General features: G+C 61.4%; 12 protein-coding genes and 1 pseudogene. 6 read left to right on the forward strand and 7 right to left on the reverse strand.

Going from position 1 to position 15,298, the window contains the following annotated elements; all coding sequences use genetic code 11:
* Window positions 1–41: 41 nt before the first annotated feature.
* The 3 genes from J3D46_RS15530 to J3D46_RS15540 are packed head-to-tail and all read right to left on the reverse strand — an operon-like array spanning window position 42 to window position 4,016.
* Window positions 42–1,616, reverse strand: a complete 1,575-nt coding sequence (locus J3D46_RS15530; protein WP_231340202.1) for a hydantoinase B/oxoprolinase family protein — start codon at window positions 1,614–1,616, stop codon at window positions 42–44.
* A complete protein-coding gene (locus tag J3D46_RS15535; RefSeq protein WP_253468098.1) occupies window positions 1,613–3,622 on the reverse strand; it encodes a hydantoinase/oxoprolinase family protein in 2,010 nt (669 codons plus the stop codon). The genes J3D46_RS15530 and J3D46_RS15535 overlap by 4 nt, the downstream gene beginning before the upstream one ends.
* Before the next feature lie 55 nt (window positions 3,623–3,677).
* Window positions 3,678–4,016 carry an antibiotic biosynthesis monooxygenase gene (locus tag J3D46_RS15540; RefSeq protein WP_253468099.1) on the reverse strand — a complete coding sequence of 113 codons (339 nt, stop codon included), beginning with the start codon at window positions 4,014–4,016 and terminating at the stop codon, window positions 3,678–3,680.
* 518 nt (window positions 4,017–4,534) lie between these two features.
* On the opposite strand from J3D46_RS15540, the gene J3D46_RS15545 reads away from it, so the two are divergent.
* Window positions 4,535–5,221, forward strand: a complete 687-nt coding sequence (locus tag J3D46_RS15545) for a TetR/AcrR family transcriptional regulator (RefSeq protein WP_253468100.1) — start codon at window positions 4,535–4,537, stop codon at window positions 5,219–5,221.
* Window positions 5,222–5,339: 118 nt separating this feature from the next.
* Here J3D46_RS15545 and J3D46_RS15550 read toward each other — a convergent pair whose 3' ends face one another.
* Together J3D46_RS15550 and J3D46_RS15555 are read right to left on the reverse strand one after the other, a co-directional pair.
* Complete coding sequence (locus J3D46_RS15550; protein WP_253468101.1) at window positions 5,340–6,434, reverse strand: DNA glycosylase AlkZ-like family protein; 1,095 nt, start codon at window positions 6,432–6,434, stop codon at window positions 5,340–5,342.
* A gap of 280 nt (window positions 6,435–6,714) precedes the next feature.
* Complete coding sequence (locus J3D46_RS15555) at window positions 6,715–7,512, reverse strand: SDR family oxidoreductase (protein WP_253468102.1); 798 nt, start codon at window positions 7,510–7,512, stop codon at window positions 6,715–6,717.
* 65 nt (window positions 7,513–7,577) lie between these two features.
* On the opposite strand from J3D46_RS15555, the gene J3D46_RS15560 reads away from it, so the two are divergent.
* The 5 genes from J3D46_RS15560 to J3D46_RS15580 all read left to right on the forward strand — a co-directional run bounded on the left by J3D46_RS15560 (window position 7,578) and on the right by J3D46_RS15580 (window position 13,017).
* Window positions 7,578–8,030 (forward strand): MarR family winged helix-turn-helix transcriptional regulator, encoded by a 453-nt coding sequence (locus J3D46_RS15560; RefSeq protein WP_253468103.1) that lies wholly within the window; start codon window positions 7,578–7,580, stop codon window positions 8,028–8,030.
* Window positions 8,031–8,321: 291 nt separating this feature from the next.
* On the forward strand, window positions 8,322–8,600 hold the full coding sequence (locus J3D46_RS15565; protein WP_253468104.1) for an HPr family phosphocarrier protein: 279 nt from the start codon (window positions 8,322–8,324) through the stop codon (window positions 8,598–8,600).
* 86 nt (window positions 8,601–8,686) lie between these two features.
* The gene (locus J3D46_RS15570) at window positions 8,687–10,645 is read left to right on the forward strand and encodes a beta-glucoside-specific PTS transporter subunit IIABC (RefSeq protein WP_253468105.1); all 1,959 of its coding nucleotides are present in this window, start codon (window positions 8,687–8,689) and stop codon (window positions 10,643–10,645) included.
* A gap of 35 nt (window positions 10,646–10,680) precedes the next feature.
* Window positions 10,681–12,099: a glycoside hydrolase family 1 protein gene (locus J3D46_RS15575; protein ID WP_253468106.1), complete on the forward strand. Its 1,419-nt coding sequence runs from the start codon at window positions 10,681–10,683 to the stop codon at window positions 12,097–12,099.
* 75 nt (window positions 12,100–12,174) lie between these two features.
* Window positions 12,175–13,017: a PRD domain-containing protein gene (locus J3D46_RS15580; RefSeq protein WP_253468107.1), complete on the forward strand. Its 843-nt coding sequence runs from the start codon at window positions 12,175–12,177 to the stop codon at window positions 13,015–13,017.
* Between the two features lie 227 nt (window positions 13,018–13,244).
* Here the strand turns inward: J3D46_RS15580 and J3D46_RS15585 are convergent, their stop codons facing one another.
* Entirely contained in the window at window positions 13,245–14,231 is a 987-nt protein-coding gene (locus J3D46_RS15585; RefSeq protein ID WP_253468108.1) for an aldo/keto reductase, read from the reverse strand.
* Between the two features lie 2 nt (window positions 14,232–14,233).
* Window positions 14,234–15,155: pseudogene (locus tag J3D46_RS15590) on the reverse strand (helix-turn-helix transcriptional regulator).
* Between the last annotated feature and the right edge of the window lie 143 nt (window positions 15,156–15,298).

Below are 15,298 nucleotides of genomic sequence, written 5' to 3' on the forward strand. Positions count from 1 at the left end.
GGAGAATGTGTGTGTGGTGGCGCGAGGAAGCCTCATTGTGCTCATTCGGGACTCCCGAAGCCGCCGCCGCCACCCGTCAGGATCTTCAGCTCATCGCCGGCAGAGAGCTGCAGCCCGTTGACCTTGAGCAAGTCCGATCGGCGGACGCTGCCGGAGATTTCCACGCGCGGCGGTTCGCCGGGGGAGCCGCCGTTCAGTCCCCAGGCGGGGGTGAGGGACCGGTCGAGCCAAAGGAATAGCTGCGTTGGTTCATCGAAGCGGTAGCTTCTGATGATGCCGTTGCCTCCGCGGTGCATGCCAGCACCGCCGGAGTCGTGCCTGATGGCGTATTGGGTGACCGTGATCGGGTATCGGGATTCCAACGCTTCTATGGGAGTGTTCCGGAAACTGCCGTTGAGGACGTTGATGAGACCATCGGCTCCGTCTGACCGGCTGGAGGCACCCCAACCGCCGGCGTGGGCCTCGACGCAGAGGTAGTCCGCACCGCGCAAGTCCTTGCCGGCAAAGTAGGTAATCATCGAATCACCAAACTGGGCCGCAGTGACACGTCCGGGCAGGACTTCGGCGAAGGCGCTGATAAAAAGATCCACCAGAAGTCCCAAGGTGGTGTAATACCAACCGCAAGCCGCCGGTTCCTCTGCATGGTGAACCGATCCCGGGCGTGTCAGCACTTCAACGTTACGGAAGCAGCCGCCGTCGAACGAGCGCTCCGGGGCGAACAGCAGCTTGTAGGCAACACGGATGGCGGCAACAGCTTGGGCGCGGCCGCAATTGATGGGCCCCGTAGTTGAATCAGGGCTCTCCGTTAAGTCGACGGTGAGTGTGTCGCCGGAGACAGTGATCTTGATCGGGATCCGGACGGGCTTGTCGAGGATGATGCCGTCGTTGTCCATGCAGCCGCTTCCGGTGTAGACGCCGTCGGGTATGTTGCTGACAGTGTCCCTGTCTGACTCTTCGCTCTGGCGGAAGATTTCGTCACGGGATGCCTCGATGACGCCGATGCTGAAGCGCCTGACGATCTCCAGCATTCGTCGCTGGCCGATCCGGCACGAGGAGATCATGGCGTTGATATCGCCAACGATCAACTCTCCACTGCGGCTGTTGCGGCGGATGATGTCGATGATGTCCTGGTTTGGTCCTTGTGCCGTGCAAATTTTTACTGGCCCAAGCAGGAGACCTTCCTGATACACCTCGGTGGTCTCGGTTCCTCCGCCGGGATCTTTACCGCCGACGTCGGTCACATCGCCGCGGACGGCGACGTAACCGATGATCTCGCCCCCGGAATGTACGGGCGCGAAAAGGGTCACGTCGTTGACATGCGTGCCTTGGATGTAGGGGTCGTTCAGGATGACAACATCGCCTTCGTCGAGCCAACCGGTCCCGCCCCGGCGACGCAGTGTCTCTTTGATCGCTTCATCCAGGTTTCCCAGGAACAGGGGCAGGCCGCTGGACTGGCCCAGGACGTCTGCGTTGCGGTCAAGGATGGCGACGGCGGCGTCCTCGTTTTCGTAGAGAAGCGGCTGGAAGGCCGAGCGCACCAGAGTTGCATGCATGTCTTCTGCTGCTGAAAGGAAAAGGTTTCGGACGATCTCTGTGGTCACTACGTCGGTGTTCATCGGCCGACCTTTCTAAGAATCATGGTGTCAAATTCGCCGCGCGTGGCCTGCCACGACGGGGGGACCAGAGTGGTGGAACCGTCTTCCTGGATGATCGCGGGCCCGTCGACCGTTGCGACACCGAGCGCGCTCCTGTGCACAACCCGTGCGTCATGGGTGACACCGTCAATCCGCACTTTCCGGGCTGATTCTTCCGGGACATCGGAGCCGAGGCCTGATGATTCTGCTGGAGCCGAGCTGACGCGGCCAACAGCAGCGAGCCTCACATTGACAAATTCGACGGGTGATTCGGGCATGCTGTGCCCGTAACGGCGCCGGTAGGCGTCGTGGAAGAGGCCAAGCGCATCCTCCTCGTCGGCAATGGCGACGGAGATTGCGTGCTCCTGACCGACATATCGCATGTCCGCCGAGAATTCGAACGTCTTGTCCTCGTCGGGGACGCGCTCGGTGTCCAGGAGTATCGATCCGCGGGCTTCAAGTTGCTGGCGTATCTCTCGGAAAGTCCTCAGCGCCTCCGGGGCGTCGGCCAGGCCGGAGAGTGGTGCGGAGACGTCGTGCCGGATGTCTGCGTGCAGCATCCCCCAAGCCGAAAGCACACCGGTAGCGAAGGGGACAATCACCTCCCGGATTCCGAGTTCGTCCGCGAGGGCGGCTCCATGGAGGGGGCCCGCACCGCCAAAGGCCACGAGCGCGAAATCCCGGGCGTCGATGCCCCGCCGCATGGTGAGCGTGCGGATCGCGTTGGCCATCATGCCGTTCGCCACGGCCACGATGCCTTCAGCGGCGGTCTCCGGCTCAATGTCCAACGCTTTGCCCAGCCGGCCGACAGCCATCTGCGCCGCGTCAAGGCTCAGCTTCATCCTGCCGCCCAGGAACCAGCCAGGATCAATCCGCCCCAGTACCACCTGGGCGTCGGTGACTGTGGGCTCAGTACCCCCCTGTCCGTAGCATGCCGGGCCGGGGTCAGAGCCGGCACTCTTGGGACCCACTCGAAGACCTCCGGCTTCCGCGCGGGCAATGGAACCGCCCCCGGCACCGATGGTGTGCAGTTCAACTACCGGCATCCGCATGACTTGGTCGGCGATTTCACCTTCCGTAGCCAGCGTCATCCTGCTGTCGATCACCAAACTCACATCCGATGACGTTCCACCCATATCGATGGCGATCAGGTTCGGCCGGCCGAGGGAGCGGGAGAGAGTCTCAGCGGCAACGACTCCTCCAGCAGGTCCGCTGAGGATCGTCTGGATCGGTTGGCGCGCGACCAGTGTCGCCGAGCATATCCCTCCGCTGGACCTCATGACCTGCAGCGGAGCACTGCACCGCCGTTTGTCCAGTTCCACCGAAAGTGCTGCGAGGTAGCGGTCAACGGTGCGCGCCACGTAGCCGGTGGCGAGCGTGGTGGAGGTCCGCTCGAACTCTCCTTGTTCCGGTGCGACTTCGTGGGAGAGAACGACGGAGGCCCCAGGCACGAGGGCGGTGAGGCGTTCGCGCAGGGTGATCTCATTGACAGGATTCCGGTGGGAGTGGAGGAAGGAGGCCGCAACGCTCGTAATGCCCTCCGCCAGCAGCCAGTCGGCAACCCGTCGGACGTCGTCGTCCTGGAGTGGCCGTTCAACGGATCCGTCAAAGCGGACCCTTTCATCGACAGACATGATGTCATGCTCGGCGACGAGTGGCTTGGGCCGTTCAGGCGTCAGGCTCCAGATCTCTTTGTTCCCGCCGCGGCCCAGGATCGGAACATCTTCAAACCCGGCGGTGGTGATCAGCGCGACCCGCTCACCAGTGCGGGAAAGGAGGGCGTTCAGGCCGGCAGTTGTCCCGTGAACAAGGAAGTCTATGTCCTCTGCAATGCCGAGCTCGTCCAGGCCCCGGAGCATTCCGATGCTGGGATTGTCCGGCGTGCTGAGGACTTTATGGAGGAGCGTGCTGCCGTCGCGCTTGTTTTGCACGACGATGTCGGTGAAGGTTCCACCGATGTCCACTCCTACCCGTAGGTCTTTCTTCATTACTTATCCCTTTATGGTGTGAATTTGATGTGGATTTACTGAGTCAGCCGACGGCTCAATTGGTAATTGAACAAGGATGCGCGGCCTTGAAGTCGTGGATGACAGAGACTTCGGCGTCGCCCAAGGCGCCCTCCGTGTTGTCGAGCAGAGCAATGAGCTCCTTGGCAGCGGAGTCCCGCTCCGGGTTTTCCACCCAGGACTGGTAGGCCGTCCCGGATTCCCAAAGTGCACTGACGACGACGCAATCCTGGAAGTGAAGCGGTACACGTATCTCCGCTGCCAAGCACCCCGGCTGCGCGAGGGACCTTGCGAGGATGCCACGGTCCGCATAAAAGTCCAGAACATCTTGAACGAGGCCAGGACGGGTTTTCAGGTGCAATTGAGTCCTGATCATTGGATTTCCTTCCGGTCGAACGGGTTTCTGCGGGGCATTCCTGAATCTGGAATCCCACACCATGAAAAGCGCTGACCAATGCAGCAGTGCGACTTCTTTGTCAGTTGGGTAGTCCAGCGAAGGACCCGCACCCTTCCTCCTCAACAACCAGCCATTTCTTCCCGATTGGAAGGGGGATTGGTTGGTCGAATGTTGTGGCGGGGGTAACACTTCGCTTGTCTGAGCGTCCCACTTCCACCAATACCTGTCAAGTGATAGGTAGTGTATTTTTGAAGAAGCAGGCACCTTCACGAAGGGAGGCTGCGGTGATGTCCAGGGTTCCTGCGGTGTGCCGTGCGGCCGGCGAAGGAGAGAGGAGCGTGGTCGGGATTGCCGATTCGGGAAATGACGGAAAGTGGCTACGAACACCCGGAGGGGTGCAGAACCCACGTCGCCAAACTTCTGAAGTTTTTGTGCCCGGGACAGCGGCGGGCTCACTATTCCGGGTGCTCCGAGGTCCCGCGTGAAAGGATGGATTCATGTCAACCGAAACAAGGCCAGTACGCACCGGTCGTCCACGCAGCATCCCGGACTCCGACACTGAGCACTCGCCCCGGGAACAGATCCTCGACGCCGCTGCGGCGCTCTTCGTCGAGAACGGATTCACGGCCACACCGACTCGCACGATCGCCGAGCGGGTTGGCATTCGCCAGGCATCCCTCTACTACCACTTCGCGAACAAAGAAGAAATGCTCGACGAGCTGCTCACCGCGTCCGTTCGGCCCGGCTTGGAAGCTGTGCGCACCCTTGAAGCACTCGTGCCCGCTTCCGCCAGCGCCGCCGGCGCCCTCCACGCTGCCCTCATCCTGGATACAACTACCCTGATCAAAGCCGCGCACAATTTCGCCATTCTCTGGTTGTTGCCGGAGGTGCAGGGTGAGCGCTACAACAGCTTTCGCCTTGAGCGGCAAGAGTTGCTCAATGTCTACGGACGGCTAGGGGCCGCCGCTGCTACCGAGGCCGTAGCAGCTTCGGTCTCGGAGGAACAATTGGGCGCCATCATCATCCATCTGACGGAACTGATCAGCCATTTGCGCAGGAGCGGGGAACCGGACCCCGCCTACTTGGAAGTGATTGCCGCAACCGCTCTACGCGCGTGTGGACTGGACACCGACGCTATCGAAGCCGCGACCGCCGAATCCCAGGGACTCCGCAACAAAGATTAGGAATCGGCCGGAAAAGTATCCGGACGGCAATTTTCCACTTGCCAAATCTACCCGTCGGTAAGGCATGTTCTGTCGGGCCGTTCGTAAGTTCAGCTGATTTCGTGGTCCAGTCCCCGTCTCAGGTTTGGGGTTCGACTACGATGTCGAGATCTTTGTTCAGGATCCGGGCGAGATGCTTGATCTCGTCTTCCAGTAGCTGGAGTGGCAGCTGGGAGCTTGGTACGAAGGGTTTGACGACGACAGTCTGGGCGCGCACCCGCCACGTAGCTACGGCACTGCCCCTTGAGATGACCAGTGGGTAGCCATTTGACGCCAGGGCCCTTTGGGCGGTGGGGATGAGGCGATGGTCGGCAGTGCCGGGTCCGAAGAACCAAGGGTCGAATGCTGGCAGGAGGCGAAGGATTTCGGGCGAGCGAGCGGATGCGATGGAGGCCACGTCTTCTGTTAGGGCCAGTGAGGGCACCCCATCAACATCGATCGTTGTGATCTCGGAACCGAGATCCCCGATCCACGCCAGGAGCCTGCGTCCGGGGACACCGAGCCCTTGGGCCAGCCAGTAAGCGAGATTATCGACGGTGGCTGGCGCGTAGGAGTGCAGGTAGGTGCGAATGGACCTTCTGCCGGCTTCATCGACGGCGGCGTCGGCGGGCTCATCCTGCAAGGGGCCGGCCAACTGGAATGTCGCTTCGGTGCCGCGGGTCGGGCCGAAGCAAATGTCACCCCACCAATGCAGCGGTTTGTACAGGCTGTCAGCGCCCGCACCCAACGCCGCCTGCGCTAGATCCCGGAAGCCGGGAATCCTGTCGAGTCTTTCGCTGATCTGCGAGCGGGTCAATGGCCCATCTCCGAGGATTCCGCGCATTGCCTCGCGTAACGGCTGCCAATCGCTGATCGCAAAGCCGCCTTGTTCCTGCCACCGGTTCGTTTCCCATATCCGGGTCGCGGTACGCGTCATCAGCAGATCAGCTGCGATGGAAGGGGTAAAGATGAAAGAGCCGCCGCGAAACGCGTAGCTTCTCACCACGCTCCCGGACTCCAGCGCCTGGCTCAAGGCATCGCGCTTCGGGTCAAGAACCCGTAAAGCGACTGCCAGGTCCGCCGCATCCGAAGGCCAAGCCCGCGTAGCGACCATACGGTCGACCGCATCAGCTACCGAGGTGACAGCTGCGCCAGCCAGTGCGTGCCTTTCGAGCCTCCACTGGAGTGCATCCACGAAACGAATTGTGCTGCTGGTGTGAGCGATAGTCGGTTGCATGCAGGTCAGCTCTCCTCTAGTGGGCAATACCCTACATCCAAGTGCAGTGGGGGCTGCAATGCCTGCCTGGCGCAGCCAAGATTCGGGTGGAAGATGGCGTTTCTGTCATGGAGCATGGTGGCCCTTCCGGGCCGCGGCGGCCGTGCTCGCAGCGGTGCGATGTGTCGACGGTTCCATGTGGGCGTTGTCGGCGCCAGGTTCTGCCCTTGGGTCTCGAACCGGCCGCGACACCGCCGGCTCACGGTAAGTAGCGGGTGGCGAGGTCCGACCCGATGTTCCCGCCGAGGATGCGGCGTTCCGTCTCTGCGAGCTGGTCTAGAAGGTCAACTTGCTCGAGGCCGGGCAGGCAAAGGGTTTCGCCCTTCGTGAAGCTCGACCATGCGGCAAGGGCGACGTTTTCCGGTGTCATGGCTTGGGGGCCCTGTGAGGCGCCGCCGTTCCACTCCGACGACACCAGCCCGGGGCAGACAACGGTGGCCTGCACGCCGGTTCCGTCGAGTTCCGAGGCGAGAACCCGGGTGAATGCCACCATCCCGGCTTTTGCGCCAACGTAGAGTGCGCGATGCGGCAGAGCCCTTCCTTGGTCCGCCGGAGCTGTGGGGATCCCCGCGCTGAAGGCGAGGTTCGAGGCAATCGCAATGATTCCGCCCTTGCCGCGTTCGAGCATGCCAGGCAGGGCAGCCCGGGCGAGCATGGGTGTCGCGTCGGAATTGAGCCTCCAGGCGCGGTCGAGGTCGGCTGGATCGATCTCCGCGAACGGGCCGTACGCGCTGACCCCGGCGTTGGAGACGATGACGTCGATGTCTCCGACGCCGGCACGCCGCGTTGCGTCAGTAAGACCGGTCCGCTCCGAAAGATCAAGCGAAAGGGTCTCGCTGTTCGCTCCGATCCCCTCAAACTCTTGTTTCAGGGCAGCAAGGCGGTTTTCGCGCCGAGCAACGAGTACCAAGTCATAGCCGGCATGCGCCAGCAATGCCGATACCGCTGCCCCGATGCCGCTGCTGGCCCCGGTGACAAGTGCGATGGGTCGACTCATGGGGTTCTCCTATTATTGATGACTATCAAACGTTTGATAGGTGTAAAGTAATGTATGCTAGCACGATGACAACAACCCTGCCTACCACCGAGCCAGACCCCCGGGATCGGGTCATCTGGGCACTCCGACGCGCCGAATTGGCAGTGCAGAATCTGAAGGATCGAGAACTGCGGGCCTTGGGGATGGCGGCTGCTCATTACACACTGCTCGTCTCTGTGCACGCGGAACCTGGGCTGGCCGGCGCGACCCTTGCCCGACGCCTGAATGTGACACCCCAGGCCATCGCTTCCCTGGTCACCCGCCTGGAGGGACGCGGGCTGATCGAGCGCCGCACGCACCCCCGGCACCCCCAAGTGCAGGAGCTTCACCTCACCACGGCAGGACAGGGAGCGCTGGAGCAAGCAGACCAGGTCATCGCGGTCATTGAACAGCGGGTAGTCGATAGTCTGGGCGCGGCTGGCAGCGACCAGCTGCGCTCAGCGCTTGATCGGCTGACCGCCTCGATTCGCCCGGAATGAAAGCGAAGTGGCCGCCGCCGGCGGCAGTTGCTACATGTTCTGGTGCTTTCCAGTGGCGAGATCCAGGACCCGAGCACGACCTGAGTAAGGCTTGACGTGACGGGCAACATACTGCTTTGATTGCTTCAGCGATTTTTTCGCTGAGATTTGAGCATGTAACTCGTTTCGAGCGAGGCAAGACTCAAGCTCTGACACTTATCCCGTGTCACGGCTTGGGTCTTTTTTTGTGCCCTCGTCCTACCGCCCGCTGAGCCACAGCAGACAATCAACGCACCAGAGAAGGATGAACAAATGCCTGAGCGCATCGCCACCATCGCAAGCCGAGTGGGACTTCACGCCCGTCCCGCCGCACTTTTTGCAGAAGCAGCCAGCGAAGAGAATCTCGAAGTGACCATCGCACGGGATGAAGATTCCGTGGATGACGCGATGGACGCCTCAAGCATCCTGTCGTTGATGAGCCTCGGCGCCAAGCACGGAGACCGGGTCGTCCTCCGGGCGGAAGGTCCCGACGCCGAGACGGTCCTCGAAAGACTCGCTGCGGTCCTCGAAGCCGACCACGACGTCGCCTAAACCCCCTTTGCACGGAAGATCCCCAAGCCACCCCCAACGAGCGAACCACGCCGTCCGCATCCATGGGTTCCGAGAAAGACCACAGCATGAGCAAGAAGTACGAGCCCTTGGCGGCCCAGATCATTGATCTGGTCGGCGGGGCAGAGAACATCAAGACGTTCTATCACTGCCAGACCCGTCTTCGTTTCGAACTCCTCGACGATAGTAGAGCCGACCAGGCAGCCCTGGCTGCTACCGATGGAGTTGCCAAGACGCTCATCAGTGGCGGCCAGTTCCAGGTGGTTGTCGGCATGCATGTGAAGGACGTCCACGACGAACTCGAACGCCAACTGTCCGCGGTCGGCCACATTCCGGCGGATGAGAAGGGCGGGAAGAAGCCTGACACCAGGAAAAACATCGGCACAGTCATCATCGACTTCGTTGCCGGCACTTTCCAACCGCTGATCCCTGCACTGTCCGGAGCTGGCATGGTCAAAGCCCTTCTGGCTTTGCTGGTGCTGTTGAAGGTCGTTACACCCACGTCGCAGACGTACATGGTGATCAACTTCTTCGCTGACGCCGTTTTTTACTTCATGCCGATCCTGATCGCGTTTTGCGCGGCCAACAAGCTCAAGAGCAACCCCATCCTTGCCGCCGGCGTAGCCGCCATCATGATGCACCCGAACTGGCTCGCCATGGTGACGGCCAAGAACCCTGTTGCTTTCTTCGACATCATCCCGCTGCCCTTGACGAGCTACGCCGCCACGGTCATCCCCATCATCCTGGTCATCCTCGTACAGGCACACGTTGAGCGCTGGCTGGACAAGATCATCCCGGCAGCTGTGAAGCTGGTGTTTGTCCCCATGCTCACGTTCCTGATCATGGGCACTCTCGCCATGGCAGTGCTGGGCCCGATCGGCAGCATCCTCGGTGGTTATCTGGGTACGTTCTTCGGATTCCTGAGCACCAACGCTGCATGGGCACCGGCGGTGCTGATCGGTGCGTTCCTTCCGCTCATGGTCATGTTCGGCCTCCACAATGGTGTTGCACCCCTGGGTATCGTGCAGATGGCCCAGACGGGTCATGACAGCATTTTCGGTCCCGGCGCCATTTGCTCCAATATCGCCATGGGCGTGGCCACCCTTGTTGTCGCGTTCCGCACCAAGAGCCTGAAAATGAAGCAGATCGCCACGGCCGGCGGCATCACCGCCCTCATGGGCATCACCGAACCTGCGTTGTACGGTGTTGCCCTACCCAAGCGATACCCCCTTATCGCAGCCATGATCGGCGGCGGCTCGGCCGGCCTCTACGCCGGGCTGACGCAGACGCACCGATTCGCTACCGGCTCGTCCGGTATCCCCGCGGTCCTGCTCTACATCGGCGACGACACCATGCAGCACTTCATCAACATCCTGATCTCGCTCGCCATCGGCATTGTTGTCACTGCCGTTGCGGCCTTTGCTCTGTCCCTGAAGTACGAAAAGGACATCGCCGCAGACACGGTCCCCGCCACTGAAACCGCCCCGGTTGCGGTGGTAACGACCACCGGAGACGCCGGTTCCGGAAGTGCCAACCGTCGATCGGCAGCAACCGCCACTCTGGAACGGACCGACGTCATTGAGATCATGGCCCCGTGCGCTGGGACGATCATCCCGCTGGAAGATGTTGCCGACCCTGTGTTTTCCTCCAAGACCATGGGCCCGGGAGTCGGTATCGATCCTCACAACGGGGCCATCGTTTCCCCCTGCAGCGGCACGGTGACAGTTGCCATGGACACCGGGCACGCTTTCGGAATCCGCAGCGACGACGGCGTAGAAATGCTCGTGCACGTCGGGATCGACACGGTGAGGATGAACGGCGCGGGCTTCACCGGCGCGGTCGCCCGCGGCGCTCGTGTCGAGGCCGGCGACCCGTTGGTCATGGCAGACCTGGAAGCCATCGCCGCGGCCGGGCACCCCACCACGGTCATCTTGGTCATCACCAACCACACCAAGGTCGGAGACGTCACCCCCTCGGACCCGGTCCCGGTTGGACCTGGTGACCGCGTCCTGACTGTCACCCGCTGACCGCCAGCCACCGAACTGAACCAAGAAGGTACGTTATGAAATTCAAGCAGCTCAAAGAGTTCCCCGCCGATTTCCTCTGGGGCGCCTCCACGTCCGCCTATCAGGTGGAAGGTGCCTGGGACGCCGACGGCAAAGGCCCGTCCGTGATCGACGCCCGCACCGAATTCCCCGCAGGGACCACTGACTTCAAAGTCGCCGCGGATCACTATAACCGCTACGCAGAAGACGTAGCCCTCTTCGCCGAGCTGGGTCTGAAGGCCTACCGGTTCTCCGTTGCCTGGACGCGCATCATCCCTGACGGCGACGGAGCAGTGAACCAAAAGGGGGTGGATTTTTATCACAACCTCATCGACGAACTGCTCGAAAAGGGCATTGAACCGATCCTCACGATGTACCACTTCGACCTGCCGCAGGTACTCCACGAACGAGGCGGATGGGCCAACCCCGCAACCGTTGATGCCTTCGTCGAATACTCGCGGGTCCTGTACCGCGAGTACGGCAATAAAGTGAAGTACTGGCTCACCATCAACGAGCAGAACATGATGATCCTGCACGGCGACGCGATCGGCACCACACACGCAGGCGGAGAAGGCCGAAAAAGGGATCTGTATCAGCAGAACCACCACATGTTCCTCGCACAGGCGCGCGCTATGGCCCTGTGCCATGACCAACTGCCCGAAGCCAAAATCGGTCCCGCGCCGAACATCTCCAACATTTACGCCGCCAGCTGCGACCCTGAAGACGTCCTCGCAGCCGACGACTGGAACGCCATCCGCAATTGGCTGTACCTTGACCTGGCCGTCCGAGGTTCGTACCACCCTTTGGCTTGGGCATACCTTGTGGAAAATGGCTACGAACCCACCATCCAGGATGGCGACCTTGACGTCCTGAAGGCTGGCCGGCCCGACTTCATCGCCTTCAACTACTACGCAACCCAGACTGTCGGTGCCTCCCGTGGCGATGCCACTGACCTGAAAATCCGCGGATCGGACCAGCAAATTGTCCGAGGTGAAATCGGTTTGTACCGAGGTGAAGACAACCCGCACTTGCCGAAGAATGCCTTCGGCTGGGACATCGATCCGGCCGGTTTCCGAACCACTATGCGCGCTATCTGGGACCGCTACCGGTTGCCCCTCATCATCACAGAGAATGGGCTGGGCGCCTTCGACAAACTGGAAAACGGTCGTGTCCACGATGACTACCGGATCGACTACCTTCGCCAGCACATCGAACAGATCCAGCTGGCGCTCAGCGACGGCGTCGAGGTCTTCGGATACTGCCCTTGGGCAGCCATTGATCTGATTTCGACCCACCAAGGGGCCGCGAAGCGGTACGGTTTCATTCACGTGAACCGTGACGAATTCGATCTGCTTGACCTGAAACGAACCAAGAAGGACAGCTTCTTCTGGTACCGCTCGCTGATAGACAGCAATGGCGGCTCCCTACAGCAGTAAGTCCATTATTCGACGGCGGACGCCCACCTTGGCGTCCGCCGCTCCACCCCATCAGATCTGACGGAAGGACACCACGTGCGGGTAAAGCGCGTGCTCAACAACAACTCGGTTCTCGCTATAGACGATGAAGGCCACGAAGTCGTGGCCATCGGCAAGGGGCTGGGTCACGGACGACGAGCTGAGGACACCTTGGACGGTGCCGCCGTCGACCAGGTATTCATTGCCAGCGGCGACGCAAGCAGTGACCGACTCGCCCAATTCCTCTCTGACATTCCCTTGATCTACATCCGCGCAGCCGGCAAAGTAGCCGAACTGGCACAGGAACAACTCGGCCTCCGCATCAGCCAAAGCCTTATTCTCCCGTTGGCCGACCATCTCCACTTCGCCGCCCAGCGAATCCGGGAAGGCATCAGCGTGGAGTTCCCGCTGGGCTGGGAAGTCGCAATGCTCTACCCCAAGGAACTGGCCACTGGTCGGTCTGCGGTGCTGATCGCTAATAGTGCATTGGGAATCGAGCTTCAACCCGATGAAGCGGTGGCCCTGGCACTGCACTTCGTCAACTCCCAGTTCGCCGCTCCTGGACTAAACAAAACAGTCCAGATGACCGAAATCATCACCCAGATCTTCGACATCATCGACCACTCCTTTGGCATCAAGGTCGACCAGCAATCCATGAACGCCGCACGATTCGTCACGCACCTGCGCTACCTGTTCATTAGGGTCGCGTCCGGCAAACAAATCACAGAGCCCAGCACCGTGCTCTCTACTGCCATTGCCGAAACCCACCCTGAAGCATGGGGATGCGCAGCCAAGATCCAATTCCGCCTGCAGATGGGCCTCTCCGAAGTGCTCACGCAGGACGAAATCGCCTACCTTGCCCTGCACGTCGCCCGCCTCGTTGGTGATCTGACCGGCTGAGGCTCCGGCTGCCTCCCCGGTGGGCTCCGGACAACAGCTACCCGTCGGCGGACCTATTGCTCCACCATTGGGGTTCCGTTGATTCGCCCGATTTCGCCACGTTCAACGCTGAGCCTTCGGATCTCTACGGTGCGGTGGTCAACCCGGAACGCATTCGCGTGCTGGCCCCTGGGTAACCATTCCGTCTCCAAAGGCGCTGAGCAGACCGGAAGCCTCGGAAAGTATTCTTAGCCGTTGACGTAACCCATGTGCGTGGCGTTGTAGCGATCGCCATGGACTCCCAGGCTCCGGGCAAGGGCATCAAGGCCGGCTACTTCGTCAGCGCTGAGCCCCACGTGGGTAGCTTCGGCGTTCTCTTTGATGCGGGTGGTGCGTCGGGTGCCAGGAATGGGGACGATCCATGGCTGCTGGGCGAGCAACCATGCCAGTGCGATTTGGGCCGGCTCCACATCTTTCACCCTTGCCAGTTCGACGACCTGCGCGAGGAGGGCTTGGTTGGCCGCCAGGTTTTCGTCATTGAAGCGTGGGACCTGGTTGCGGATATCGCTGTCGGCGAAGCTGGTTGCCGGGGTCACCGTACCGGTGAGGAAGCCCTTACCCAAGGGGCTGAACGGTACGAGGCCGATACCGAGTTCGGCGAGCGTTGGAAGTACTTCGGCCTCGGGGTCCCGCGTCCACAGCGAGTACTCACTTTGCAGGGCGGTGACAGGCTGCACCGTGTGGGCGCGCCGGATCGTGGCGGCAGACGCCTCAGACAGTCCGAAGTGGCGGACTTTGCCCTCTGCGATCAGATCCCGGACGGTGCCGGCTACCTCCTCGATGGGGACCTGGGGGTCGACGCGGTGCTGATAGAACAGGTCGATAACGTCTGTTCGCAGGCGCTTGAGGGATTCTTCGGCGACGCGGCGGATCTGTTCGGGGCGGCTGTTCAGTCCGACGCTTTTGCCGCCTTGGATGTCCCAGCCGAACTTGGTGGCGATCACCACTTGGTCGCGGATCGGTTCCAGTGCCTCGCCGACGAGTTCTTCGTTCACGTAGGGGCCGTACACCTCGGCCGTATCGAAAAATGTGACGCCATGGTCCATGGCTGATCGAAGTACATCAATCATGTCTTGACGGCTCCCTGGATTCGGACCGTAGCTCTGGGACATGCCCATGGCACCCAGTCCGATAGCCGAGACCTCAAGGCCCTGTCCGAGAGTTCGTGTGTGCATGCTCATGCCTCCGTGGTTCCGTTGTTGTACTTGTTGCTGTATCGGTCGCTGGTTACGTGTTCGAGCGAAGTAGCGGTGGACAGGGTGGCTGCCCAGCTGGCAAGCAGCCGGAGGCGTTCCTGGCTCGGTGATCCAGGTTCGGCGGTGTAGATGAGCAATGACAGGCCTGGTTCGGCGGTCAGCTCCATGCCCTCGTAGGTCAAGGTCAACCCGCCCACTTCATGATGCTGGAAGTTTTTGGTGCCGGAGCCGTGCCGCCGGACATTGTGAGCCCCCCACCGGGTCCTGAACGCGTCACTTTGGGTTGAAAGCTCGCCGATCAGGTCGTGAAGGCGTTTGTCGTGAGGGTCGCGGCCCGCCTCGGTGCGCAGAATCGATACGGTCACGTCGGAGGCGGCTTCCCAGCCCGGGTAGAAAGTCTTGGCCCGTTCGTCGAGGAAGCAGAACCGTGCGAGGTTGCCTTGCCCCGGGCCGTCGAAGACGTGGTCGTAGAACACTCGACCCAGTGCGTTGGTGGCGAGAATGTCCATCCGGCCGTTCCGAACGAAAGCGGGGCCCTTCAGTGATCACGTCCAAGGCGCGTATCAGGCTTTCCCTCGCCACCCACTTCTGCGGTTTGCGCTTGCGCACGGGCTGGGCAGCGCCGTTGGCGACGCGTGACAGGTCGAACAGGTGTTCGCGTTCAGCGTCGTCCAGCTGGAGGGCTCCTGCCAGCGCGTCAAGGACCGCATCGGATACCCCCGCAAGGTTCCCACGCTCGATCTTGGAGTAGTACTCCACACTGACTGCGGCCAGAGTGGCAACCTCATTGCGCCTCAGGCCCGTCACGCGGCGGTGTCCCGCCACTGCCAGACCAGCCTGCTCGGGGGTGACCTTCGCACGGCGGGACATGAGAAAGTCTCGAACTTCATTCCGGTTGTCCACAACCCAAGGCTACGACGTCCAATCCAAGGGAGGGATGCCCTGCTGGTACGCCCCTTATCAGTGACTCCTAAAGGGGATCTATTTGAGGTCTCATTGGAACCTCGGGCTTCAGCGCGTGGGGGCGTTGGCGGCAAACCTCGCGT

The organism is Paenarthrobacter sp. A20, from assembly GCF_024168825.1.
GTDB lineage: Bacteria > Actinomycetota > Actinomycetes > Actinomycetales > Micrococcaceae > Arthrobacter.